This is a genomic window from Caldalkalibacillus mannanilyticus JCM 10596, assembly GCF_000615945.1.
In the GTDB taxonomy this organism is placed as follows: Bacteria; Bacillota; Bacilli; order Caldalkalibacillales; family JCM-10596; genus Bacillus_AT; species Bacillus_AT mannanilyticus.
Genome location: NZ_BAMO01000024.1, coordinates 20,570 through 44,200, shown reverse-complemented (window position 1 = coordinate 44,200; position 23,631 = coordinate 20,570). Strand labels below are relative to the sequence as shown.

At 38.9% G+C, this 23,631-nt stretch carries 22 protein-coding genes and 2 pseudogenes; 5 read left to right on the top strand and 19 right to left on the bottom strand.

From position 1 onward, the window contains the following. Positions 1-53: 53 nt before the first annotated feature. The gene (locus tag JCM10596_RS13570; protein ID WP_025027593.1) at positions 54-410 is read right to left on the bottom strand and encodes a DUF421 domain-containing protein; all 357 of its coding nucleotides are present in this window, start codon (positions 408-410) and stop codon (positions 54-56) included. Between the two features lie 283 nt (positions 411-693). Between JCM10596_RS13570 and JCM10596_RS31390 the strand changes: the two are divergent. Further along, positions 694-1,889, top strand: a pseudogene (locus JCM10596_RS31390) (MFS transporter). Between the two features lie 188 nt (positions 1,890-2,077). Here JCM10596_RS31390 and fumC read toward each other — a convergent pair. The 11 genes from fumC to JCM10596_RS13500 form a co-directional block, all read right to left on the bottom strand. Further along, positions 2,078-3,469: a class II fumarate hydratase gene (gene fumC, locus JCM10596_RS13550; protein ID WP_025027592.1), complete on the bottom strand. Its 1,392-nt coding sequence runs from the start codon at positions 3,467-3,469 to the stop codon at positions 2,078-2,080. Between the two features lie 119 nt (positions 3,470-3,588). Continuing rightward, positions 3,589-4,566, bottom strand: a complete 978-nt coding sequence (locus JCM10596_RS27975; RefSeq protein ID WP_025027591.1) for a helix-turn-helix transcriptional regulator — start codon at positions 4,564-4,566, stop codon at positions 3,589-3,591. A gap of 36 nt (positions 4,567-4,602) precedes the next feature. Then, positions 4,603-5,580 (bottom strand): FecCD family ABC transporter permease, encoded by a 978-nt coding sequence (locus tag JCM10596_RS13540; RefSeq protein WP_034681350.1) that lies wholly within the window; start codon positions 5,578-5,580, stop codon positions 4,603-4,605. 42 nt (positions 5,581-5,622) lie between these two features. Continuing rightward, positions 5,623-6,579, bottom strand: a complete 957-nt coding sequence (locus tag JCM10596_RS13530) for a FecCD family ABC transporter permease (protein ID WP_439644841.1) — start codon at positions 6,577-6,579, stop codon at positions 5,623-5,625. A gap of 259 nt (positions 6,580-6,838) precedes the next feature. Next, on the bottom strand, positions 6,839-8,575 hold the full coding sequence (locus JCM10596_RS13525; RefSeq protein ID WP_025027588.1) for an ABC transporter ATP-binding protein: 1,737 nt from the start codon (positions 8,573-8,575) through the stop codon (positions 6,839-6,841). Further along, positions 8,572-10,368 (bottom strand): ABC transporter ATP-binding protein, encoded by a 1,797-nt coding sequence (locus JCM10596_RS13520; RefSeq protein ID WP_025027587.1) that lies wholly within the window; start codon positions 10,366-10,368, stop codon positions 8,572-8,574. Before JCM10596_RS13520 ends, JCM10596_RS13525 begins: the two co-directional genes overlap by 4 nt. 6 nt (positions 10,369-10,374) lie before the next feature. Next, positions 10,375-11,322, bottom strand: coding sequence for an ABC transporter substrate-binding protein (locus JCM10596_RS13515; protein WP_025027586.1), 948 nt, complete (start codon positions 11,320-11,322; stop codon positions 10,375-10,377). A 155-nt stretch (positions 11,323-11,477) separates the two neighbouring features. After that, a complete protein-coding gene (locus tag JCM10596_RS13510; RefSeq protein WP_025027585.1) occupies positions 11,478-12,443 on the bottom strand; it encodes a helix-turn-helix transcriptional regulator in 966 nt (321 codons plus the stop codon). Positions 12,444-12,470: 27 nt separating this feature from the next. Then, positions 12,471-13,196, bottom strand: coding sequence for an ABC transporter substrate-binding protein (locus JCM10596_RS28775; RefSeq protein WP_234410513.1), 726 nt, complete (start codon positions 13,194-13,196; stop codon positions 12,471-12,473). Further along, positions 13,160-13,471: an ABC transporter substrate-binding protein gene (locus JCM10596_RS30305; RefSeq protein ID WP_051541317.1), complete on the bottom strand. Its 312-nt coding sequence runs from the start codon at positions 13,469-13,471 to the stop codon at positions 13,160-13,162. The genes JCM10596_RS28775 and JCM10596_RS30305 overlap by 37 nt, the downstream gene beginning before the upstream one ends. A gap of 69 nt (positions 13,472-13,540) precedes the next feature. After that, positions 13,541-14,590 (bottom strand): NAD(P)/FAD-dependent oxidoreductase, encoded by a 1,050-nt coding sequence (locus JCM10596_RS13500; protein WP_034681335.1) that lies wholly within the window; start codon positions 14,588-14,590, stop codon positions 13,541-13,543. 159 nt (positions 14,591-14,749) lie between these two features. On the opposite strand from JCM10596_RS13500, the gene JCM10596_RS13495 reads away from it, so the two are divergent. Beyond that, entirely contained in the window at positions 14,750-16,399 is a 1,650-nt protein-coding gene (locus JCM10596_RS13495; RefSeq protein WP_025027583.1) for a helix-turn-helix domain-containing protein, read from the top strand. A gap of 90 nt (positions 16,400-16,489) precedes the next feature. Then, positions 16,490-17,461, top strand: coding sequence for an ABC transporter substrate-binding protein (locus JCM10596_RS13490; RefSeq protein ID WP_025027582.1), 972 nt, complete (start codon positions 16,490-16,492; stop codon positions 17,459-17,461). On the opposite strand, the gene JCM10596_RS13485 is transcribed toward JCM10596_RS13490, so the two are convergent. Both JCM10596_RS13485 and JCM10596_RS13480 read right to left on the bottom strand, forming a co-directional pair. Continuing rightward, positions 17,442-17,948, bottom strand: a complete 507-nt coding sequence (locus JCM10596_RS13485) for an alpha/beta fold hydrolase (protein ID WP_025027581.1) — start codon at positions 17,946-17,948, stop codon at positions 17,442-17,444. The genes JCM10596_RS13490 and JCM10596_RS13485 overlap by 20 nt on opposite strands. Positions 17,949-17,983: 35 nt before the next feature. Beyond that, entirely contained in the window at positions 17,984-18,361 is a 378-nt protein-coding gene (locus JCM10596_RS13480) for a winged helix-turn-helix transcriptional regulator (protein ID WP_025027580.1), read from the bottom strand. Positions 18,362-18,507: 146 nt separating this feature from the next. On the opposite strand from JCM10596_RS13480, the gene JCM10596_RS13475 reads away from it, so the two are divergent. Further along, on the top strand, positions 18,508-19,026 hold the full coding sequence (locus JCM10596_RS13475) for a DJ-1/PfpI family protein (protein WP_025027579.1): 519 nt from the start codon (positions 18,508-18,510) through the stop codon (positions 19,024-19,026). Between the two features lie 96 nt (positions 19,027-19,122). Here the strand turns inward: JCM10596_RS13475 and JCM10596_RS13470 are convergent, their stop codons facing one another. From JCM10596_RS13470 to JCM10596_RS13450, 5 genes are all read right to left on the bottom strand, one after another. Next, the gene (locus JCM10596_RS13470) at positions 19,123-19,593 is read right to left on the bottom strand and encodes an NUDIX hydrolase (protein ID WP_025027578.1); all 471 of its coding nucleotides are present in this window, start codon (positions 19,591-19,593) and stop codon (positions 19,123-19,125) included. A gap of 71 nt (positions 19,594-19,664) precedes the next feature. Further along, complete coding sequence (locus JCM10596_RS13465; protein ID WP_025027577.1) at positions 19,665-20,345, bottom strand: hypothetical protein; 681 nt, start codon at positions 20,343-20,345, stop codon at positions 19,665-19,667. Then, entirely contained in the window at positions 20,338-21,216 is an 879-nt protein-coding gene (locus JCM10596_RS13460; RefSeq protein WP_025027576.1) for an ABC transporter ATP-binding protein, read from the bottom strand. Before JCM10596_RS13460 ends, JCM10596_RS13465 begins: the two co-directional genes overlap by 8 nt. A gap of 5 nt (positions 21,217-21,221) precedes the next feature. After that, positions 21,222-21,587 (bottom strand): GntR family transcriptional regulator, encoded by a 366-nt coding sequence (locus JCM10596_RS13455; protein WP_025027575.1) that lies wholly within the window; start codon positions 21,585-21,587, stop codon positions 21,222-21,224. Positions 21,588-22,152: 565 nt separating this feature from the next. Next, positions 22,153-22,356: a hypothetical protein gene (locus tag JCM10596_RS13450; RefSeq protein WP_025027574.1), complete on the bottom strand. Its 204-nt coding sequence runs from the start codon at positions 22,354-22,356 to the stop codon at positions 22,153-22,155. A 138-nt stretch (positions 22,357-22,494) separates the two neighbouring features. On the opposite strand from JCM10596_RS13450, the pseudogene JCM10596_RS25525 reads away from it, so the two are divergent. Beyond that, positions 22,495-23,552, top strand: a pseudogene (locus JCM10596_RS25525) (IS3 family transposase). Positions 23,553-23,631: the final 79 nt, after the last annotated feature.

Sequence of the window (23,631 nt, the reverse complement as noted above, 5' to 3'; positions counted from 1 at the left end):
GGAAGTTCATTCGATGCTCTTTTTGGTATATGCTTTGATTTGCTAGGAAGATATCATCCTGAATCTTCTTCCCCCTTTTCAATCATACTGATTTTCCCTCCAGGTTCAAGGTAGGCTTTTTCTACTTCTTCAATGGATTTGACTCCCTTGATTCTTAGCTCCTGAATAAGGTCATTCTTGGTTAACCTAGCCTTACGCAAGCCCTTCATTAGTATTCTTCCCTGATCGATTAGTTGAATGGGCTTGCCCATGATTAGCATTTCCATGAATTTGCTCTTTAACGCTAACCAGCTCGCAATCATCTGAGCTATAACCAGTCCAATAATGGCTACAATTGCTTTCAACGGACTTAACTCATCATCTACTAAGGGAGCACCAATCAAAGCACCAATGGCGATGACAATGATCAAATCAAAGTCGGTTAATCTCCCACGGTCTGGCTGCCCATCACTCTAAAAGCCATTAATCCTACGAGAAACATTCCTAGTGCTTTGAACAAGGGCATGATATGTTCCAAGGCGCTTCCTCCTAACAACACACTTTTGTTGTATTTTCCCCATATTCCTTTCCCTTTATTAATTTTGGAAGTGAACCTAGACTATTTTCTCCTTTAAGGGGTGGTTTTTGTTTCGTTAGGGTGCTCTGCTTATTGTTCATTAGAGGTAGGATAGAGGATAGAAGGAGTGATAAGTTATGAATCAAGTGAAAAAAACCATTTTTTTTAGCGTTTTTATTTCCTATCTAGGTCTGTCCGTTATTTTACCCATACTAGCACCGATTGTGAGAGAGCTTGGTTTAAGTGAGAGTCAGGCTGGCTGGATGGTTTCTATTGGTTCTATTAGTATGGCAATCATGGGACCGTTATGGGGAAGGTGGAGCGACCAAATCGGACGTAAACCGATTATGATGATGGGGATGATCGGGATTTCAATCAGTTATCTTCTATATACTTTGGTTGTATATGTGGGTTTCCAGCGTTGGTTGGAAGTGACCACAATATTTATTTTACTGGTCCTAGCACGAACATTGGTAGGTGCCTTTATTCCTGCCGTCCCTTCCACTGCTCAACCTACATGGCTGACATCACAAGTTCCGGAGAAAGAACGTCTGGTATGGCGATGATCGGGGCAGCCAATGGATTGGGACTCGTTTTTGGTCCTGCCATTGGAGGGGCATTAGCCGTATTAGGCTTGCTCTTTCCCCTCTATCTTAGTATTTTATTGCCGTTTATTGCTTTCTTTATTATTGCGTTCATTGTTCCTCCTCAAAAATCAGTGAGTAGAGAAACAGTGCCACGTTTACATTTGTGGCATAAAAGGGCTCGTCCTTATCTATTGATAGGCTTCATCACGGTTTCTTCTATCATTACTCTACAGGTGAATGCTGGATTCTACCTACAAGACACACTGAAGCTAACAGTTGAAGGGACAGCTCGCATTCTTTCCGTGGCATTAACCTTATCGGGTCTGGCATTAGTGGGCACTCAAGTGTTACAAATGAAAGTGTTGAATTGGCAGCCAAATAAACTAATTCTCTTAGGTATTCCCATATCTATTCTTAGTTTATTATTACTTTTAGTAACCTCCTCCCTCTCGATTTATTATGTTGCCTTCTTTATATTTGGGATTGGAGTCGGGCTGATCATGCCAGGGTTCATGTCTGGTGCATCACTTGCCGTATCAGCGGAGCAGCAAGGAGCAGTAGCGGGGTTAATCGCCGCAGTACAGGGAATAGCGGCGATTATCTCTCCTATTGTAAGTACCATGCTCTACGAAGTGAATCATTCTTCACCATTTTGGTTTCTCATGAGTCTCTTTCTCTTTATTTTCATCCTCTGGGTTCCCTTAACAAGGACAAAGAAACCAGTCTTGCAAAAAGAAATCTCCTAAATTTAGCCCTATCTAACCTTTAGGTGGAGTAAAAACTCCATCTGAAGGACATCTCCTTCATTTATTGCTTCAACTAGACAAGTTCCTCATAAAATTCAGTATCGATAAAAGGCAGACCACTGGAGTGGACTAGCACTGGGAGAGGACTCTCATCTGCAAAACACAAATAGGCATAATTCCCCACATTATCAACTCTCCTTGGGATGAATCATTTCCTCTGGACGTACAAGTGTATCAAACTGCTCCTCTGTAAGGATCTTTGTTTTAAGCGCGGCTTCTTTTAATGTTAACCCTTCTTCATGAGCTAATTTAGCTATAGATGCTGCTTTCTCATAGCCGATATGTGGGTTTAGTGCCGTCACTAGCATTAACGATCTTTCTAAATTTTGTTGAATGGCTTTCTCATTGGCTTCCATGCCCACTATACAATGATCATGAAAAGACACCATCGCATCAGCTAATAATCTAGCAGATTGAAGAAAATTATAGATTATGACTGGCTTAAACACATTTAACTCAAAGTTACCTTGGCTAGCAGCAAATCCAATGCTTGCATCATTTCCAAACACTTGACAAGCCACCATGGTCATAGCCTCGCTTTGAGTTGGATTTACCTTGCCAGGCATGATGGAGCTACCTGGTTCATTTGCTGGAATGGTAATCTCTCCAATCCCACAACGCGGACCGCTCGCTAACCATCTGACATCGTTGGCAATTTTCATTAAATCAGCCGCTAGTGCTTTCAATGCCCCATGGCAATAGACGATTTCATCATGGCTCGTTAAAGCATGAAACTTGTTGAGCGCTGTGACAAATTTTTTTCCTGTTAACACACTGATTTGGTTTGCCATCAACTCTCCGTAATTTGGATGTGCATTGATCCCTGTACCTACAGCCGTTCCTCCAATCGCTAATTCTCTCATTAACTCGAGACTTTCTGTTAACATTTTTTCTGTTTTTTCAAGCATTCTATGCCAGCCACTTATTTCTTGACCTAGAGTTAAAGGAGTTGCATCTTGTAAATGGGTTCGACCAATTTTAATTATAGATTGAAAGGCTTCTATCTTAATAGCCAGCGTTGCTTTTAATTTTTGGAGAGCAGGGATGACTTGATCCTCTACAGCCATAACAGCTGCAATATGCATAGCTGTAGGGAAGGTATCATTTGAGCTTTGAGACTGATTGACGTCATCATTAGGATGAACCTTTGTCGCTCTACCCTGCTCCAACAATAATTGGTTGGCTCGATTCGCAATGACCTCATTCACATTCATATTTGATTGGGTTCCACTTCCCGTCTGCCAAACAACAAGCGGAAAATGCTCTCTGAACTCTCCCTCCAGTAGCTCTTCCGCTACCTTCACAATCACATCCGCTTTCTCAGCATCTAGCTTTCCAAGCTGGTGATTAACCAAGGCTGCACTTTTCTTTAAAATCACAAAGGCTTTAATGACTTCTTCTGGCATTTTCTCTATCCCAATTTTAAAATTTTGACTGCTTCGCTGTGTTTGAGCGCCCCAAAGCTTATCTGAAGGTACATGAACTTCTCCTAATGTATCTTTTTCAATTCTGTATCCCATTTTTTTAACCACCTTATACAGAAATTTTTCAAGCTAACTTTTTATTATTTTAATCGATAATAATTATTATTATCAATTAAAAGGTGGAGAATCAGCTATTAAATGAAAACCACGAGCTGCTATTTAGTCCGATTCCTCCATTCTTTTGGAGAGAGTCCGTACCGTTTCTTGAATGCGCTTGAAAACTTACTAGGGTTTTGATAACCTAAATTTTCAGCTATTTCAGTGACAGTCATTTCCGTCCCCTCCAACAACTGCTTTCCTCGCTGTATTTTTTCTTCTACTATAAAACTAGAGATGGTTGTTTGAAATAACTGTTTAAAGCCCTTTTTCAATTTTGTTGTATTCATACAACAAAGACGCGACAATTCCATCACACTCGGCGGTTCAGCCATTCGCTTTACTAAGATTTCTTTTGCTTGGTGTAGCAGTCGACAATCTTCTGTCGTTAAGGTGATCGCTTGCCCTTGTTGCTGAACCCACTGTAAGCTTTCAGACAAAATCTGAAAAGCCATTCCCTTCCTTTGAAAAAAGTCATTGGGATGGCTGTTCAATTCAGGAGAAGAATAATCCAGTAACCTTTGAAACAACCAATTAATTTTTTGAGGAGCCAGCATCTTTTTATAGAAATGAAGGAGGTTTGCTTCGGGTAAGCTTTCTCTTAAAAAACGGAGTAACTCCTGCTCCGATTCAAACAAAGTCAGATCAATCTTAATATTCACAGTTTCACAATTTTGAGCCCATATTTCAAAAAGAACATTGGGATTTAACTGTAATCGACTAAAGATAAGCTCTCCTTCTTTTCCTTCGTATATCTCTCCACTAGGAAAGGCAATTACTTTATAATAGCCGCTAGTGATTAAAGTTACCTCTAGTGTATCCCTAAAGTAAAAGTCTTTACTTAAGAGCTTTCCTTCGATCGAATCGTATCTAGTGATGCAGAGTTCCATTCCCCTTTCCAATTGCCAGCGATGCATACTCCCGGAGCCAAAACGTTCATGAAAATTATAAAATTGATTGTCTGGTCGTTCTTGAAGAAGACGAATACACTCTCTTTCAATAAAGAGATCATATTCGTCTAATGGTTTCGAGGGCACTATCATCACATCCTTTTCTTTTCGGTATGATGAGAATTAGTTTGTTTTTATTAATAAGTAAATAAAGTAGGGCGCTCCTAAGGCTGAAACGACCAGACCTACTGGGATTTCTGATGGAGAAAGAATGTTACGACCGATCGTGTCAGCTACTAGTAACAATAACGCTCCCATCAAGGCAGCCGTGGGAAGCATAACTTGATGCTTGGGTCCAACAATTCTTCTTGCTAAATGCGGAGCAACAAGACCTAAAAAAGAGATTCCTCCTCCTACAGCCACACAAGCTCCAGCTAAAGCAACAGCCAGCATCAATAAGATTCGTCTTTCTTTTTCAACAGCAGCCCCCAACCCAGTTGCCACATAGTCCCCTAAATGCAATATGTTTAGATAACGCGCTTTATACATCGTATAGGGGAGTAGAATCATAATCCAAGGTAAAATGGTCAAGACAAACTTCCAATTAGAGTTCCAGATGCTACCGGATAACCAAATCGTTGCTTGCATAAAGTCACGTGGGTTCATTTTAAGCTGAAAAATAATCAAAGCCGCCGCAAACGCTGCGTTCACACCAATTCCAACCAAGATCAGCCTGACCGGTGTAACTCCTTTCTTCCAAGCAAGAATATAGATAAGAAATGCCGCAAAGCCTCCACCCACTAGAGCGGCAAAAGGCAAAGCAAACATCGACCATGTTCCAAGTGAGGACGTAGATCCTTGGAAAAAAAAGATGAACAAAACAACCGCTAAGCCTGCTCCGGCATTAATTCCTAATATTCCCGGCTCCGCTAACCCGTTCTGGGATACCCCCTGTAAAATAGCTCCCGAAATAGCTAATCCTGCTCCAATTAATAAGGCAATCACCATACGCGGCAAACGGAACTGGAAAAGAACGAGCTGATCTTTTTCTGTCCCTAAGCCGATTAATGTTTTTAAGACCTCCATGGGTGCCATTCTAATATAGCCCATATTTAAACTGATAAAAAAAGAAAGTAGAATCAAAACAAAAAGTAGGGCCATGATGAGCAATGGTTTTTTTTTCTGTTTTTTTTGCCAACTCCATTACAGTCCTCTCCCTTCACGACGAGCAAGGTAGAGAAAGAAAGGAACTCCGATTAGCGCAGTGATAGCTCCCACAGGTGTTTCAAAAGGGGGATTAATCATGCGTGCTCCTAAGTCAGCTAAGACAAGCAATAATGCACCTAAAATAGCGGCACATGGAATAATCCAACGATAATCGACTCCTACAAGAAAACGAGTGATATGAGGAATCACCAATCCAATAAAACCGACAGAGCCCGCCACCGAAACAGCGGCTCCTGTTAATAAAAGGACGACAATGGTTCCAAGTACTTTTACCAGAACCGTACGTTGTCCCAATCCTTTTGCCACCTCTTCTCCTAAACTAAGCACAGTAATTGAGCGTGCTAGAATAAACGCCAAGCATAAGCCAATAACCGCAACAGGGAGCAAAATCTGAATACTAATCCACTTGGTTCCTGCTACACCCCCTGCGTACCAAAAGCTAATATCCTGTGCAACACGAAAATGAATCGCAATGGCAGAAGAAATGGAGCTTAATAAAGCACTCACGGCTGTTCCAGCAAGAGCAAGCTTGACTGGAGTTAAGCCCCCTTTAGAAAAGCTTCCTATCGCAAAAACAAGGCAAGCCGACATTCCAGCCCCCACAAAGGACCACAGCATCAATCCAATATAAGAAGTCCCTGGAAAAAAAGCGAAAGCAATAGCGATCATAAAAGCTGATCCAGCCGTAATTCCCATAATAGATGGTGAAGCAAGTGGATTTCTTGTCATCCCTTGCATGATTGCCCCAGATACAGCTAAAAAAGCGCCTACTAAGGCAGCTGCTATGGCTCGCGGCATTCTTAGCTCCTGAATAATTTGATGAGCGGTTAGATCTGGGTTAAATTGAAACACTCCTTCCCAGACGGTTCTAAAATCAATGTCAGCTGCGCCTAAAGAAATAGAAGCAGCTATTCCAAAGAAAAGGGCAATCATTCCTGAGAATATGATGAGGGTAGCGACTAGAGGTCGCGAGATAAGCTTTGAGGATTCCTCTTGTACCGTTTGGTATTGTACACGATCTACTTCATTCCTTGCCATAGATGTTCAATCCTTTACTCTTTCTAGTTATTGTGTTAATGATAATCATTATCATTAACACAATAACCTACCTTACTAATTAAATCAAGGGAAATTTTGTATTACACCCTATATTCCAAGAATGATCCTACCAAATTAAGCATGTAAAAGGGCATTATGAAGAAATTTTCCAGCTAGCTGCCTCCTGCTGTAAGGACCACAACCTTTCGTAAAGTCCCTTTTGCTTGAGCAAATCATCATGTCCCCCCTTTTCAATCACTTGTCCCTTTTCAAACACTAGGATCTGATCCGCATAGCGAATGGTTTTCAGACGATGGGCAACCACGAGGACAGTACGTCCTTCTATGAGCTTATTTATGGCTTTCTGAATATAAAACTCATTCTCAGAATCAAGTGAGGCCGTGACCTCATCTAACATTACTATGGGAGCATCTTTTAAAAAAGCACGAGCAAGGCTAATCCGCTGCTTTTCACCTCCAGAAAGTGTGCTTCCTCCTTCGCCCACAAGAGTTTCATACCCCTTTGGCAGCTTCATAATAAAGTCATGACAATTTGCTTGACGGGCAGCTCGTTCCACTTCTTCCTGTGAAGCATCGAGCTTACCAAAGCGAATGTTTCCTGCAATGGTGTCTTGGAACAAATAGACGTCTTGAAAAACAATAGATATATTTTTTAGCAGTTTCTCTGGATCCATTTGCTTCATATCTGTTCCATCCATTAACACTCTTCCTTCTTGCGGATCATAAAAACGAGCAAGTAACCGTAATACCGTACTTTTTCCACTTCCTGATGGACCAACAAGAGCGGTTAACGAGCCCTGTGGGATCTTAAAAGAAAGCCCTTCAATAAAAGGATCTTCTCCGTAACAAAACGAAACGTTTTCCAATGCCAAAGAATACCCTTTTGGAGGCTCATCTTGTCCAGTCATGATCGCTTCATTTTTCAATTCAACAATTTGACTGCCTGCCACCTCAGAATAGCGAAACTCAGCATAATTGGCTAATGCTGATATAAGAGGGTCATAAATACGTGTACCTATTAGCAGAAAGAGAACAAAGGTAATGACATCAAGTTTCCCCCCTATCAATAAAAACGTTCCTAAAATAATCATTATTGTTAAACCCGATCGTATTAAAGCAATACCTAGTAGAATAATCGGGCCAAGGAGAGCTTCAAGACGAATGCTTTTCTGCATTAGCTCTTTAAATGCACCATGAAGACGGGAAAAGCGTTCACCAGCTAGACCGTAAGCTTTAATGACACGTATCCCATTCAGATATTCTTGAAAGCGGTTCATCGCATCTATTTTTGCTTTCATATGGCTCAATCCAAGCTTCTGCTGAAATTTTGTGGATGCTAGTACAACCGAAAAGGCTACAGGCAATACAGCAAACAAAGAAAGAGCAAGCCGCCAATCAATGAAAGCCAGTCCAATAACAGCAATCAAAGGCATTATGATCCCAGCAATCATTTGCGGTACAATATGGGAAATGCTATTTTCCACCGTAAAAAAATTCCCCATCATCAAATTAGCTAAATCGCCTGGATCACGTCGAGTAATGTAACCTAGGGGGAGCTTACGGAGATGCTCAGCAAGCTCTGTCCGTCCCTCTGCAGCTGAATCATAAGCACCACGAAAGCAAGCTGTGTAGGCTGGAATCTCACCGATATAGAGAATCAGCATACTCAAGGCAAGAGCCAGACATACCCACCAAAGCCGAGTCATATCGAGTATCCCCTCAGGTGAAGAATGAAAAATGAAAATAAGCCTCACAGCTTCAATTGCCAGTGCAAATGGAAGAATGCCAATAAGATTAGAGACAGTCGTCCACAAGACTGGCTTGAACAATTTTTTAGGTTTTCCAGCTGTAATATTCTGAAAGATGTTCATACTCGTGCCCCCCTCTTGCTTAATGCCCAACTACTTGTATCAACATACAGATCCCACAACTTACGATACAAGCCATCTTGGTGCATTAAGATCTCATGCGTACCTTGTTCCAACAGTTTGCCTTCATTGATTACGACAATCAGATCAGCTGTCCGAATGGAAGGCATTCGATGTGCAATCACAAGAACTGTCTTTCCTTTCATCAGCTCACTAAGTGCTTGGTGCATAGCATGCTCATTTTCAGGGTCAGCATAGGCTGTTGCTTCATCTAGAATAAGGATTGGTGCATCCTTTAAAATCGCCCGCGCAACTGCCAAACGCTGCTCTTCCCCACCAGACAAATGAATTCCCCCCTCACCAATGAGCGTATCATAGCCATTAGGCAGCTTTTCAATGAAGGTATGGCATTGAGCAGCCTTTGCTGCCATCACTATCTCTTCCTTCGTTGCCTTAGGATTGCCGATCCAAATATTCTCATAAATAGAATCATAAAACAAAACTGTATCCTGAAAAACAAAAGAAACCAAGTTCATTAAATCATCCTGCTGTATATGACGAATATCTACTCCTCCAATTAGAATCCTTCCTGAACTCACATCATAGAAGCGTGGAATGAGCGTTGCTATTGTAGACTTACCTGATCCTGATGGTCCCACTAACGCTGTTATTTGACCCTTTTCTGCTCGAAATGAGACATCTTGTAGAGCAGACTGTTTGTCGCTTCCATATGAAAAGGTAACATTCTCAAATGTAATTTCATAAGAGTTTGGGAGTGTTCTTGCCCTTGCCTCTGGTAGCGGCTTCGTTAATAATATTTCATCAATACGCTTCACTCCCTCAATAATATCAGTTAAGGATCTGCTTAAGCTCAGCAGTTTCGTCATAGGTGTTGCCATAGCTGGAGCCATAAGAAGAAAAAATAGAAGTGTCTGAGCAAATAATAGATTTCCTGAATCTATACTCAGAAAATAGATACCTACTGGCAAGCTAAAGATAATGATTGATGCAAGCATTGTCTTGAAGAGAATAAACCTTGTTTGAAATTGAGCAGTTATATAAAGACAATATTCACGGTAATCCAATAGCGTTTGCTGAAATTGACGGAAGGAATGCACGGTCTGATTAAAAGCTTTAATTGCTGGCATTCCACGTATATACTGAACGGTTGATGCATTCATAGCCTCAAGCGCATCATGATACCTTTTCATGTATCCATTAGTTTTCTGCTTGCTCATAAACGTAAATTGAGCGATAAGTCCAATTATCAGGGGCAAAATACTAGCGATAGCCAACCATACATTTAACGACAACATGACTATAAACATCACTAGTCCTGTTACCATAGCTCCAATTAAATCTGGAAATTGATGAGCTACGAAATTCTCAATTTTCTCCACATTTTGATCCACTGTTTTCTTTACCGCTCCTGTTGATGTTTTTGTTAGAAAACCAAGTGGTAAATGACTAATATGTTCAGCTAGTTTCACACGAAGATCAAACAAGATACGAAACGCTGCAACATGAGAACACATTAAGCTGATATAGAGAGCAATAAGTCCGCTCACGAAACCTCCTAAAGCCATAAAGGACCAACGAAGCATACTAGCTCCATCTGCCTCAAGAGGTGATTTTGCGTGTTGCAGAAGCTCTGCTAATATAAAATAGATGGATAGGTAGGGAACAAGCAGAAACAATGAACTAACAATCGAAGAAATGGCTGCCCATAATAGCAGTTTCTTTTTTTCTCCTGCCAACTGAATCAAGCGCAACAACCCGGTTCTAGAGGGATTCATAGGAGTCTACCCTTCTTTCCCAGACTCAAGAATAAGTGTACTGATTCGATCTAGCAGCATCATCCGTCCCATCGCTGTAAAAGAATAGTTATAATTCTCAACACTTGTTATTTTATAGACATTCCCTTTCTGAACTGCCGTAAGCGTGCTCCATACTGTGCTCTCATCTATTTTATTTTCACTGTTCTCCATTAAAATAATATGGTCGGGATTCAGAAAAGACAGAGATTCAAGATTGATCTCTATTCCCCCCCATGTTTCAGGGCTTGGAATCCCCTCTGTTCGTTCTAAATCTAAATCCTCATAAATAAGCTCAGCCATTCCTGATGAGGAATACACAACAAAACTTTTTGGGTAGGTTTCCACAATAACAAACGTTTCATCCCCAATGACGGGCTTGAGTTTCTCTTTCCAATCTGTCACTTTTCTTTCATACTGAGCGACCCATTCATCATGCTCTTTGTTTTTATCAAAAAGGTTCGCTAAAAATTCCAAACGTTGGGCTGGTTCATAATATACGTAGGGTTGTATGACCGTTGGTGCGATTTGTGACAATTGCTCATATAAGTCTTCATGATAAGTACCCACAATAATTAAGTCAGGCTCAGCTATTAACACTGCTTCAAGATTAATTGGCTGTGCATACCACCCCACATTCACTGTTTCTGCACTCAAGCGATCTCGAATAGTGGGAGAAAACTCTGTTTGATTACCAAAATCAACATTACCAGAAGCAACAGGTTCAATACCAAGTATTAGAAGTTCCTCTGTCGAACCTGAAAGATCAGCGACACGCTGCGGATTTGTAGGAATTCTCACCTCTTCTCCATTAGGATTTTGAACAACTTTTTGTTTCTGTTTTTGCTCCACACTTTCCGCTGAATGAGCGCATGCCACTAATCCCCACATCAAACTCAATATGATCATGATTTTTGTACGATTTGTTCTTTGCAATCTATTCATCCTCCTCGAATCATCCTTATAGTTACTGCTCCATCATACAAATGAATGTCAGCCTCAACTACCTCAAGACGGATTTTTTTACGCTGAGAAGGATTCTTTTCATGTTGCCAGATAGTAAAAAAACAGAAGCGTCAGCCTCTGTTTTTTCAATAATATCGCCTAACTAATGATGGAGATACTCCAAATTTTTCACGAAACCCTTTTGAGAATGCACTCAAATTATTATAGCCTACCTCGGAGGCAACTTGAGTTACATTCCCCTGTTCTTTACGCAATAAATCTAGGGCATACTCAAAGCGCTTTTCCCGCAAAAAACCAAAGACCGTTGTGCCGTATAGCTCCTTAAATCCTCTTTTTAACTTATAATCATTTAATCTAACTAAGTGTGCCAACTCTAATAAGGACGGTGGGTTACTCATTCGTGCCACCATGAGTTCAGCCGCTTGATGCACTTTCATTATGTCATTTCTTGATAAAATTCTTGTAGAGTCATTATGACCTGAATCGAACATCAGTAAACGAATATACCGACTTAGTAATTCTAGCGCTTTAGATTCAATCGTTAAAGAACAGTGATCCGAACCAGATATTTCTTCAATGATACGTTGTACTAAATGTTCGCTCATTGCATCAAGTTTTATATCAAGCTTTCTAAATCTACCTCTTTTCAAAAACGATTGAAAGCTAATTCGATTTTGCCCCGTTTCTTGTTCCAAATAGTACTGAAAGAGCGGAACTGGAATCCCAAGAGCTAAGGTACGCGTCCGATCCAATGCAGAAAATTGAAAAACGGCTTCAAAGTCCTTCATAAAAAGAAAGGAGCTTATCCCCTTCTTCATCTCATAGGTAGATCCAGATACCCAAACCTCACGCTCCCCATCAAAGATAAATTGTAGCTCTACCATCTCTTCATGCGTAGAAAATCTCTTGGTCTGCTTCTGCTTAAAATAAAAATCGGAAAAGACAATCTCAAGCCCTGAAAAAGAGGTCACTCGTTTAAAACCACCTCTTCCGATCGAATCAGGCAACACATACGATTGTTTACTAGTTTGTTCAATTAATAAAGTAGAAAAAAAACGTTGATAAATGGAATCTAGGCTTGGTGTATTCATCAATAAACACCTTCCCTTACTATTTTGCTATCGATTTGAAATCATTTGTTCAACTATAAAATCCAACTGATTGTCTATGGCAATCGGATCTTGAAAGTAGAATGTCTGGACTTGATATTCATGAACATTTCCAGCTTTCACGGCAGGTAGATCCTTCCACACGCTAAGGGATGTTACCTCACCTTTTCTTTCCTGACTACCCTCAGTACCTACAGCAGAGTCTCTTACTCCTAAAAAAATATGATCCGCTTCACCAAGAAATTCTGGAAGTGATTCTAGCGCTATAGAAGCCCAACCCTCCTTAAATGCAACCTCTTCTACCTTAGCTGGTGCACGAAAACCTAAATCATTATAGATAATTTGTCCGCCACGTCCATAGGACTTCCCCATTAAATAGATTTCTTTCTGTGCCAATTCAAGGATGACCACTTTTTCGCTCTGATCTACATGTTTAAATAGCTCTTCTTTTTTTGTTTCTATTTTTTGATCTAGTTTGGCTAACCAAGCCTCGGCTTCGGCTTCCCTATTCAATATTTTAGCAAATTCTCTTAGGCGTTCTCGGTAATCCTGTTGTCCATAAGGCACAACAACCGTCGGCGCAATTTGAACTAGCTGATCATACTGTTCTTCAGAATAAGTAATGATAATATCTGGATTGAGGCTCATGATTTTTTCAACCGAAAACGATGTCTTATCTCCAACACTCTCAACCCCTTTTAATTGTTCTTCATAATAGGGAGTTCGAACACCCAGCCTGCTGCTCCAACAGGAGTCACACCCAAAGCGAGTATATCTCCCACGTAATCTTGAACGGCTACAACAACTCGTTCTGGGTGTAGCGGAAGTTCGATGTTACCTAGTGTACTCTCATAGACTCTTGTTTCAGATCCTTCACTCGCTTGCTCTTCCTTTTGTTCTCCTATAGCATCGGAGTTGTTCAAGTCAGTAACGGTACTTGTACTGCAAGCACTTAATATAAAGACCACGAAGAATACTAAACATAATAGATAGCTTTTTTTATTTTTCATTATGTATCTCTCCTATTTTTAAAATGTATAGCTTAACTCTTATTTTTGCTGATTCAGCTACTCTATCTCTTATTGATTAATTAATTGTTTAATCAACTCACGATTTCGGTTCTTAAATATCTCGTTATGTGAGGAAACCATGCCATCTCTATTGGCTTCTGGTTCAATAAAGAGTTTCGCTTGATTGACAGCATTAGCGGCATCTTGAAATGCTCCAGCTATTAAATGTACTTTGCCTTCATGCTTAAGAATATCTCCAGCAGCATAGATTCCTTCTATTGAAGAGGCGCTCACAGCATTACCGGCAATAAAATATTCATCGATCAAATCTATCTTTACTTCACTATTCTCTAGCAAAGCCTTATCACGTTCATAGCCATGACTAATAATCACTTCATCAACGGATAAATCCGTTATATCCCCTGATTGATGATTGGTTAACTCCACACGTTCGATCATTTCTTGATTCTCGCTTGCGATAAGTTTCGTAATGGATGTATGAAAGATGCATGTGGCAGAGCTGTTCATCAGTTGAGTAATCTGTGCTTCGTGTCCTGATAAGGCTTCTTTGCGATAAATAACATATACTTTCTTGGCAATCGGCTCTAATTCATTCGCCCAATCAATAGCGGAGTTGCCTCCTCCGGAAATGACTACCGTCTTGTTTCTAAAGCGCATCAAAGATTTCACAGTATAATGCAAATTAGTAACCTCAAATCTTTCGGCTCCCTCTACATCTATTTTTTGAGGGTTTAATATCCCTCCTCCAACCGCAATAATGACAGTCTTGGTATAATGCTTGTTTCCCGAAGCTGCATGGAGGGCAAAGATCCCTGTTTCATCTCTAGCAATGGACTCTACTTTTTCATTTAAGAAAACGGTTGGTTGAAACGTTAGACCTTGCTCCACAAGCTGTTCAATTAATTTCTCTCCTAGAATAGGTGGCTGTCCCCCAACATCCCAAATCATTTTTTCCGGGTAAACATGCACTTTTCCTCCCAGCATAGGCTGATACTCAATGATTTTTGTCTTCATTTCCCTAAGACCACTGTAAAAAGCGGAGAATAATCCAGCTGGTCCTCCTCCAATAATCGTTACATCGAACACTTCTTTTTCCACGTTTTCCACTCCTTTATGACTATCACTTTAAATGATATTGATTATTATTATCAATTGATTATACAATAAGATCTATATAATGCAAAGTTGTAAGCATACAGATAATCACCCTAAAATTTGTGAAAGAATCATTTCTACATAGTGAAGGAGTAAATTCCAATGGATCATAGTGCAATTCAGACTTTCCATCATTCTCTGTTCGAATTACTGACGATTGAACTTTCAACAATTGAAGATAACTGTGAAACTCATATCGTTTCATCTCACATCCTTCTCTTCGTCAGGCAAGGTAACGGAAAACTAACCATAGATGGCATCATGTACTCTCTAGCACAAAACAAATGCTTCATATTACATCCTGGCATGCTAATTGAGATCAAAAAAACAAGTAAAGAACCCATTCAGCTTTATAGAACCGAATTTATCTTGATAAATCAAAACGAACTGAAACAAACCGATGTGGAGCATAGGAAACATAAGAACAAAACTTTATTTTTAAAAGGAGCGCTTCACATTTCTCCTATATCTAAACTAAAAAGACTGATCGATCAACTCTATCAATCCGAACAAGAAGAATCAGATTACCTACTAAGGAAGCTCAAACAGCAAATGTATTTTTATGAACTTCTCTATTTCCTACATAAAGAAAAGCTGTTTTCCACTGAAGAAAAAGATACAAAAGGGCGAATTCAATTAAGTATTGAGTATATCCACTCCCATTTTCACGAAGAAATTACGCGAGAAAAATTAGCTTATATCGCTGACTTAAGCCAAGGCTATTTCTCACATGCCTTCAAAAAAGAAATGGGTTTAAGTCCAATTGACTACTTGAATGACGTAAGAATCAAGAAAGCGAAAGAGCTCCTTATTACGACCCACGATACGTTAAGAGAAGTTGCCCACAATGTCGGCTACAAGGATGAGTTTTATTTTAGCCGTGTGTTCAAAAAAACTATAGGAATCGCACCAAGAGTTTATGTTAATAAGAACAGGAGCAAGATAGCGAACTTTGTTTGTGCTTTTAATGGTCATTTTCACGTTTTGGAGTCAGAGCTCTACGCTTCAATAAACTACACCGAAAAAAGGGGCTATCAATTTCAAATAGATGGAACATATTTGCCTTTCTATTCTTATCAAGGAACTTCTTCTATTATTAAAGCTACTATGCAACTGTTCAATAATAGTAAGCCTGATGTCATTATTTGTGCAGATGAGAATGAAGAAGAGGCAATGTTATTAAATAAACTAGCCCCAACGGTTACCATTCCTTGGATGGGTAACGATTGGAGGCAGCACCTTCTACATATTGCCGATATTGTTGGAAAAACCAAAGAAGCCAACAGGTGGCTTGCCCAATATGAAGAGAAAGTAGCTCAGACAGCTCAAAAAATAAAAGGAAATGTTCATTCCTATGAAAAGATTATGATTGTGAGAATTTACGCTGGACACTATCGTTTATATGGAACTCGTAATATCGGCAATGTCCTGTACAATGACTTGAAATTAACCCCTGTTGATGCGGTATACCGTATTCCTCCTGAAAAAAATCAGGTATTGATCACTTCTTCTCAAATAGCTGCTTGTGAAGCGGATCACTTATTTATCATGACAGCTGTTGATCAGCAATCGCAGAAGATGCTGTATGCTCTAACCAATAATCCAGACTGGAGTAAGATACCGGCAGTAAAGAAAAGACAAGTACATCCTATAAATCAAGACCTTTGGTTAGAATATTCTTCCTTTTCTCATGAAATATTACTTGAGAAGGTAGTAGATCTTCTTTGCAAAAATAATAATAGTGCAAAATAGAAAAGACAATTGTCCATGGACGAGCTATTCTTTGCCCATTATAATGTAACCAGCATTGATAATCATTTTCATTAAGGAGAGGCAACTATTATGAAGGTAAAGCACTTATTATTTAACATGTTGATTGTAGCTCTACTCTTTTTTCTCGTAGGCTGTGGAAACGAGGAAACGGATTCAAAGCAAGTAGAAAATACTGATCATCTCAAGGAGGCTCTCGCTACAAGGACATTTATCGATGTGACTGGAAGAGAAATCGAGATTCCAGTGGAACCGAAACGAATAGTAACTACTCAATATTTAGATGCATTGCTTGCTCTTGGGGTTAAACCAGTGGGTGTCCCTTCTCACGTATTAGATAACAAATATTTAGGGACATTACAAGAAAATGTAGCTGATCTTGGTCATCCATTCAGTCTGGAGAAAATCATAGAATTAGAACCTGATTTAATCATTGCCGCTAATCAAGAAGAAGTTGAACAACTAAGTAAGGTAGCCCCGACTGTTGTTGTTCCTTGGATGCATGGTGATGTTTTTACCCAATTATTTGAGATTGCACGTGTCATTGACAAAGAAAAAGAAGCAAAAGAATGGATCGCAACTCAGGATGCTAAAGCCAGTGAAGGAAGAGAAAAAATACGAGGAAAAATCGGAGAAGACGAAGTGGTTTCGATTTTCATGGTCTGGGGAAAAGATACCCTTAGAATATACGGTGGTCGCAACATTGGGCATATGTTTTATCGAGCATTACAATTAACTCCTCCCCCATTTATACAAGAACGCTTGAATAATGACCCCGATTTCAAGGAGTTTGTTTTTGAAAATATCTCAATGGAGATGCTACCAGAATTTGCAGGGGACCGAATAATCATGTTAGTCTACGGTCAAGAAGCACGAGATGAGGGTGGAATGCTCTATCAGCTGGAGCATAGCTCTCTATGGAAAAACCTTGATGCTGTGAAAAATAATAAGGTCTATTACGTAGAAGAAGATCCTTGGTTCATCTATTCTCCCATTGCAATAGACAAATCCTTAGATGAGGCAATCAAGTTATTTGCCCAGTGAATGTATTCACGGTCTGAGTAAAGCTCTCCAAGTTTGGCTGGAACAAATTATGGTCGGAATCCTCAAAACAGATAGTTTTCACATTGGTAAGTGATTCTTTGTACTTTTGGCACAGCTCATCAGATAGAATGGCTCCTTGTTTTCCACCTCGTATTACTAGAACAGGACATTCTAAGGTAGAGAGTTCGTGCCAAAACTCTTTTTCACTTGATTCTTTTTGGATTCTCTCAATGGCATATCTTTTCATTCTTTTTAGCGCCGTTTTTCCTTTCCAAGGAGGGAGATTAATAAACCACTCTACCCACTGATCCGCTAATTTTGTGTGAACAGCTGGATAATCTCCTAGTATCAACCCTCGAACTTTACTTGAGTTCTTTAAAGCAAATCCCAATGCATAGGACACTCCCCTAGAGAATCCAAAGATAATAAACTCCTCTAGTTTCTCTTGGCGTACAACACTTCCAATATCCTGGATATGATGCTCCAATGTATATCCTGCTAGAGGAGCATCACTCTTTCACCCTACTCATGTCCTAAATCTTGTTTTAGTTCTTTCAGACGTTTCTCTCCCCATTCGTACATCATTTCAACGATAGGTAGTAAGGTCATACCAAGTTCCGTCATGGAGTATTCAACTTTCGGAGGTACTTCAGGGAACACTTCTCTACGAACAATTCCATCTTCCATCAGTTCGCGTAGCTGATTGGTTAAAATCTTGTGAGAAATTTTTGGAAAAAGCCTTTGGAGTTCGCTAAAGCGATGAGGACCTTCTACACCGAGATGCCATAGAATCACGACCTTCCACTTCCCGCTAATAATGGATAGAGTTAATTCTTTGGCACAGTGATAGTCCCCATTATTAATCTTATTTTTGATTTCTTCTCTTAACTTATCGGACATTGATTTATCTCCTTCTGCTCTTCTTTAGTTACTTTTCTGTAACCAACGCACAAAAAAGTGCATTCTTCCAAGGAACCATTTGCACCATTATAATAGGCTTTGTTGAAGTAGCCAACTTTTTCAAGTGATAAGGAGAGTGTTTTATGTTGAAAAAAAGAGCATTATTTATTTTACCACCTGATCGGTTTAATGAAGAGGAACTCTTTAAGCCGCAAAAAGAATTAGAAAACACCGGAGTAGAAGTAACTGTAGCAAGTACCAAAACAGGTGAAATCATAGGTGATTATAAAGGAAAGGTACAAGCAGAGGTCGTCTTCTCTGAAGTTGCAGCTACGAATTATGATCTTGTCGTTGTGATTGGAGGATCTGGGACTATTGATCACCTCTGGAGAAACGAAGACATATCAAACTATTTAGTTCAAGCTCATGAGCAGAAGATTCTTATCGCTGGAATCTGTGCAGGGGCTGTTTCAATCGTAAAAACAGGTTTACTGGTTGGTAGAAAAGCAACCTGCTATCCAGTCGATGTGATGATTAACGAATTGAAAGCTCATAACGTTGAATATTTGGTTCAAAATGTTGTTGCTTACGAAGACATTATAACAAGTGATGGTCCAGATGGAGCGACAGCATTTGGACAGAGCTTAGCAAAGGCATTAAGTTAATATGGATTAGGTTTTAAGGGCAACGTCTCCAAAATGTAGCTTTGGAGACGTTGCTGATGCTTTATATTTCTTTTTCTCTAGTAATCTAATCCTATTCTATTTGATAAACGGCGGCTGTTTCCCTGATAACAGATCTATGAATTCAATTTTTTGTGGTGGGTAGATATTTTCGGGCAGATCATCTACTGAAAAGAATTCTAGTTTCAGAGATTCCTCATTCTCTTTGTCCAATGTTCCATGATAGTCTTGGCAGGTAAAGATGATTTTCACAAGAGCCACTTGATCACCATTGGCTAATGTGCTTTCATAATTTGGACCCGAATATATACCGAAAAAATCTAATTTTCCCAGAGTTAATCCCGTTTCTTCATACACCTCTCTTCGGGCTGTTTCTTCAATGGTTTCACCCATCTCCATAAATCCTCCGGGACGTCCCCATTTTCCGTTATCACTACGAAGTTGTAAGAGAACTCGATTCTCTTTTTCTAAAATTAAGACACCAGCTGCGACCATAATAACCTTATTGTTGCCCACAAGATTTCGTAAGTAATGAATATAATCTGACATATTTCACCTGCTTTTTTGTATTTATCTTTTTTGCATGTTGTCATAGTTTCGAACTAATCTCAATAGTTTTATCATATTATTTCTCTCCTAGCAGTGAAAAACCAACCAAACAAAAATAGAAAACCGATAACAATACAAGTCAATAGAGTGCTAAAGATAAGGGATGGGTTGAAAAATAGAAAACCAAGTACTTGAAAAACGCTATCCCTCAACGTACTAATGGACATACTCATTGAAACAAAGGCAACTAGTATAATATAAAGCGGTATGGCCAATTTATCTCTAACTCCAGAAAAAAGCAAGTTGAATAGGGCCACAACAAACAAATAGGCAAAAAATTGATAGAAAAACATCTCCAAAATTCCATAACGGTCCCAACCAAAGGCCTCGATAATATTGATATATCTTTTAAATTCAAAAATATGTTTTTCTAGCAAAAACCAAATGATATTAAAGACTGAAAAAATAGCAACCCAGAATACATAAGCAATCATTGTACCATAATAATAATCTTTTCGTGATGCTCCTAGATTCATGATTCTCTTAAAAAAATATAGTGGTAGAACCCCAGCCATAAAAAGCAGAAATATTGTGGCAATGTTAGAGGAAGAAATTTCAGGATGCGCGCTTATACCTGTGATACCAAGTATAAAATTAGTCAAAAACACAACTCCGACTAATCCTGTGATTATAAACAAGTACATTTTTAGTGCTGCATAACTCCCTATGAAAACCTTCTTTACTCTACTCACTTTCATTCCTCCCAGTAACTACATAAGTAAAAAGCTTTTGGAGTGACATCCCTTCAATGGAAAGCTCTAAACGAGCCGCTTCCATCTTCCCCTTTGGATCTATTTTTTCAAAAATAGCAGCAATGGCCATGTTATGATAAACATCTAGGTGGATAACGTTTCTATCTTTTATAAACATCTTAACCTTCTCGGTCATTCCAGAAATCACATAAGATTGATTTCTAATGCTATCCATATCACCTTCTAGAATCATTCTTCCTGCATCAATCATGTACACTTTCTCGATAATCTTGGAGATTTCATTGATTAAGTGCGTTGAGATTAGGATGGTACGAGGGTGAGTAGCATAATCTTCGAGGAGAACAGTATAGAACTTCTCTCTCATAATCACGTCTAATCCGAGTACAGGCTCATCAAAAATCGTTAATGGAGCTCGACTTGCAAGCCCAATAATGATACCAACAAGTGATTCCATCCCTCTGGACAACTGCTTATATTTCTTTTCTGGATTTAACCTAAAAATCTTCAACAACTCATGAGCAAATTTCCAATCCCAATTCTTATGAAACACAGAAGCAATTTCTAGCAGCTCGCGCACCCTAGCTTCTCTAAAAAAGAAACTCTTCTCCTTTACATAACAAAGTTCTTCGGATTTAATAGTGGATTTGATTTCTTTTCCAAAAATTTTTACATCCCCATAATCGGAAAATAAGTTCCCTGTAATCATATTCAGTAACGTCGTTTTTCCAGCACCATTCTGACCAAGTAATCCATAGATTGTCTCTTCCTCAAGAACAAGATCAATATGGTTAACAGCTTGAACCTTCCCATAACTTTTCGATAGATTGCTACATTCCAAAATGGTATTCAAATCCCTCAGCCTTCTTTCCTCTTAATCATGTTTAAAATATCTTCTTCTGTTAGATGAATCTTCTTCGCTTCTTCTAATAACGTTTCCACATATTTTCGATAAAAATCCTGTCTTCTTCTCTTCAATATGTTTTCTTTTGCTCCAGAAGATACAAACATCCCTATCCCGCTTTTTTTATATAGAATCCCTTGTTTGACAAGAAGGTTAATTCCCTTCACTACCGTAGCTGGGTTGATCTGTAGCATTTTTGTAAGCTGTGTGGTTGATAAGATCTGCTCATCTGTTCTATACATGTCATTGATTATTTGATCTTCTATGATATCAGCTATTTGTTTGAAGATGGGCTGATTTTCATCAATTGAAATTTTCAAAGATACCCTCCTTTATGGTTAGTTACTATAGCAATTAACCATAAAGGTAAAATATAAATTTGTCAAGTAATTTTTGGAAAAAATGACTTATTAAATTTTACAGCTCTTAGTAATTTTCTATGTGAATTGCACATTTCTGCCTTTTCATAAGCTAGTCTTCTCCCTTCTTTACTTAACTACCAATCAAATGGTACCACGTAAGGACCAAGCAGTTTGGGCTTAAAGCTTACGCTGCATCACCTAAAATGTGAGGAAGTGAAAAAGCATCTTCATAGTTGAGCTAATGATATAAATCATAACACCATTCCTTAAGATAGTAGGCATACGATGATGATGGTAATAGTTGCATCAGGGAACCTTGAACGACATGCTTTGAAAAAGGGCTTCCACATATCGATAACCTCTACGGATGGCGTTTTTCTTTGACTTTTGGGAACCATTTGATGAGCCATACCTGTCTAGATATCTGTAACCACACTTTCATAGCTATGACCTTTTCTTACAGCTACTTCATCAATTTTATGTCATAATAAAATCTCTCATGCGTTTTACAATTTACCCCCAATTAACGGCTAACGTAACTAATCGTTGTTCCAAAATACATATTAAACGCTTTCTTACGAAACCGATAGTCCTGGTGTTTACCAGTTGGAACTGATATAAATTGGTTCAGAAAATACTTCATTCCACTTATGACAACGCCAGCGTTTGATTTTGTTTTAAAATCATAAACTTTGGCAATCCTATGTAAACAAATATTTGTTGTCACTCACTATTCCTCCTATTTTTGTATTCACCTACAAAAAGAATTGCCTGGAAATTAGACTAACCTAAATTATTGAGACACTATAAAACACCTTCGAAATGGTACACTTAAACAAAATACTAATTCGGAGGTATTTTTTGCATGGGCAAAAACGTATATTCAAATGAGGTTAAGTGGGCAGTCGTGAAAGATAAGATGAGTGGGCAGTTTACGAACCGTAGATCATGAACAAATATGGGATTAAAAATGTGTCTCAAATTAAAACGTGGATGAAATGGTATCGTGAAAATCAGGTTCATCGGTTCGATCAACCAATAGGGAAATAATATTCATATGGTCATGGGCCTGATAGTTCAAGTGATGAAGAGAAAAAAACGTCAAATAAATCACTTAAAGCAGGAAAATAAAATCTTAAAAGAGTATTTGGAGATCGAAAAAGAGTTGAGAAAGAAATCGTCCTCCAACTAGTCCAAACTTCACGAAAAAAATATACAGTATCAGCTATTTTATCAGCTTTATTCCCATCTTAAAATCAAGGAGCTATTAAAACGGGACTATCAGATCAAATTAAACCGCAATACTGTTTAACGGATCATGCAGAAATACCACCTTCAATGTAGAGTAAAGCAAAAAAGAAGGTGGAAATCTCAAGGGGAATCTGTCGTTGTCGCGCCAAACCTATTACAGCGAGAGTTTCACGCAAGCAAACCTAACCAAAAATGTGTAACGGATATTACCTACATTCAATATGGTCCAGACACGTTATATTTATCAACGATTATAGACTTGTTTAATAATCAAATAGTTGCTTATAAGCTTTATACTCATCAACAAATCCCTTTGGTGATTGATATGATACCTTGGATAAAGCACTAGAAAAGCGAGGAAACCCTAAAGGAGTCATCATCCATTCAGATCAAGGAAGTGTCTATTCTTCTTATGCTTATCAAAATCGGATTAAAGAAAAGAATTTAGTCAGTAGTATGTCACGCCGGGGAACCTGTTGGGACAACGCAGTCATTGAGTCTTTTCATTCGAAACTGAAATCAGAAGAATTTCAGTATGTTAAATTCAATTCGTTGTCTTTAGAATAAGTAAAGGAACGTGTAGATCAATATATGAGGTATTATAACGATGAGCGTATCCAAGAAAAATTAGGCTACCATACACCAATAGAGTTTGGTGATATGGCAGCCTAGGAAGGTGTTGTATTACTGTCTCATATGACTAGGTCAGTCTAAATAGAAAGTTTTTTCTTTTTTACAAACAATTTACGAT

Bases quoted from the DNA above. Each gene is read 5' to 3' on its own strand.
- fumC (WP_025027592.1), bottom strand. From the start codon at position 3,469: ATGGGATACAGAATTGAAAAAGATACATTAGGAGAAGTTCATGTACCT.
- JCM10596_RS13540 (WP_034681350.1), bottom strand. From the start codon at position 5,580: ATGGCCCTACTTTTTGTTTTGATTCTACTTTCTTTTTTTATCAGTTTA.
- JCM10596_RS13530 (WP_439644841.1), bottom strand. From the start codon at position 6,579: ATGATTGCCCTTTTCTTTGGAATAGCTGCTTCTATTTCTTTAGGCGCA.
- JCM10596_RS13525 (WP_025027588.1), bottom strand. From the start codon at position 8,575: ATGAACATCTTTCAGAATATTACAGCTGGAAAACCTAAAAAATTGTTC.
- JCM10596_RS13520 (WP_025027587.1), bottom strand. From the start codon at position 10,368: ATGAATCCCTCTAGAACCGGGTTGTTGCGCTTGATTCAGTTGGCAGGA.
- JCM10596_RS13510 (WP_025027585.1), bottom strand. From the start codon at position 12,443: ATGAATACACCAAGCCTAGATTCCATTTATCAACGTTTTTTTTCTACT.
- JCM10596_RS30305 (WP_051541317.1), bottom strand. From the start codon at position 13,471: ATGAAAAATAAAAAAAGCTATCTATTATGTTTAGTATTCTTCGTGGTC.
- JCM10596_RS13495 (WP_025027583.1), top strand. From the start codon at position 14,750: ATGGATCATAGTGCAATTCAGACTTTCCATCATTCTCTGTTCGAATTA.
- JCM10596_RS13490 (WP_025027582.1), top strand. From the start codon at position 16,490: ATGAAGGTAAAGCACTTATTATTTAACATGTTGATTGTAGCTCTACTC.
- JCM10596_RS13480 (WP_025027580.1), bottom strand. From the start codon at position 18,361: ATGTCCGATAAGTTAAGAGAAGAAATCAAAAATAAGATTAATAATGGG.
- JCM10596_RS13470 (WP_025027578.1), bottom strand. From the start codon at position 19,593: ATGTCAGATTATATTCATTACTTACGAAATCTTGTGGGCAACAATAAG.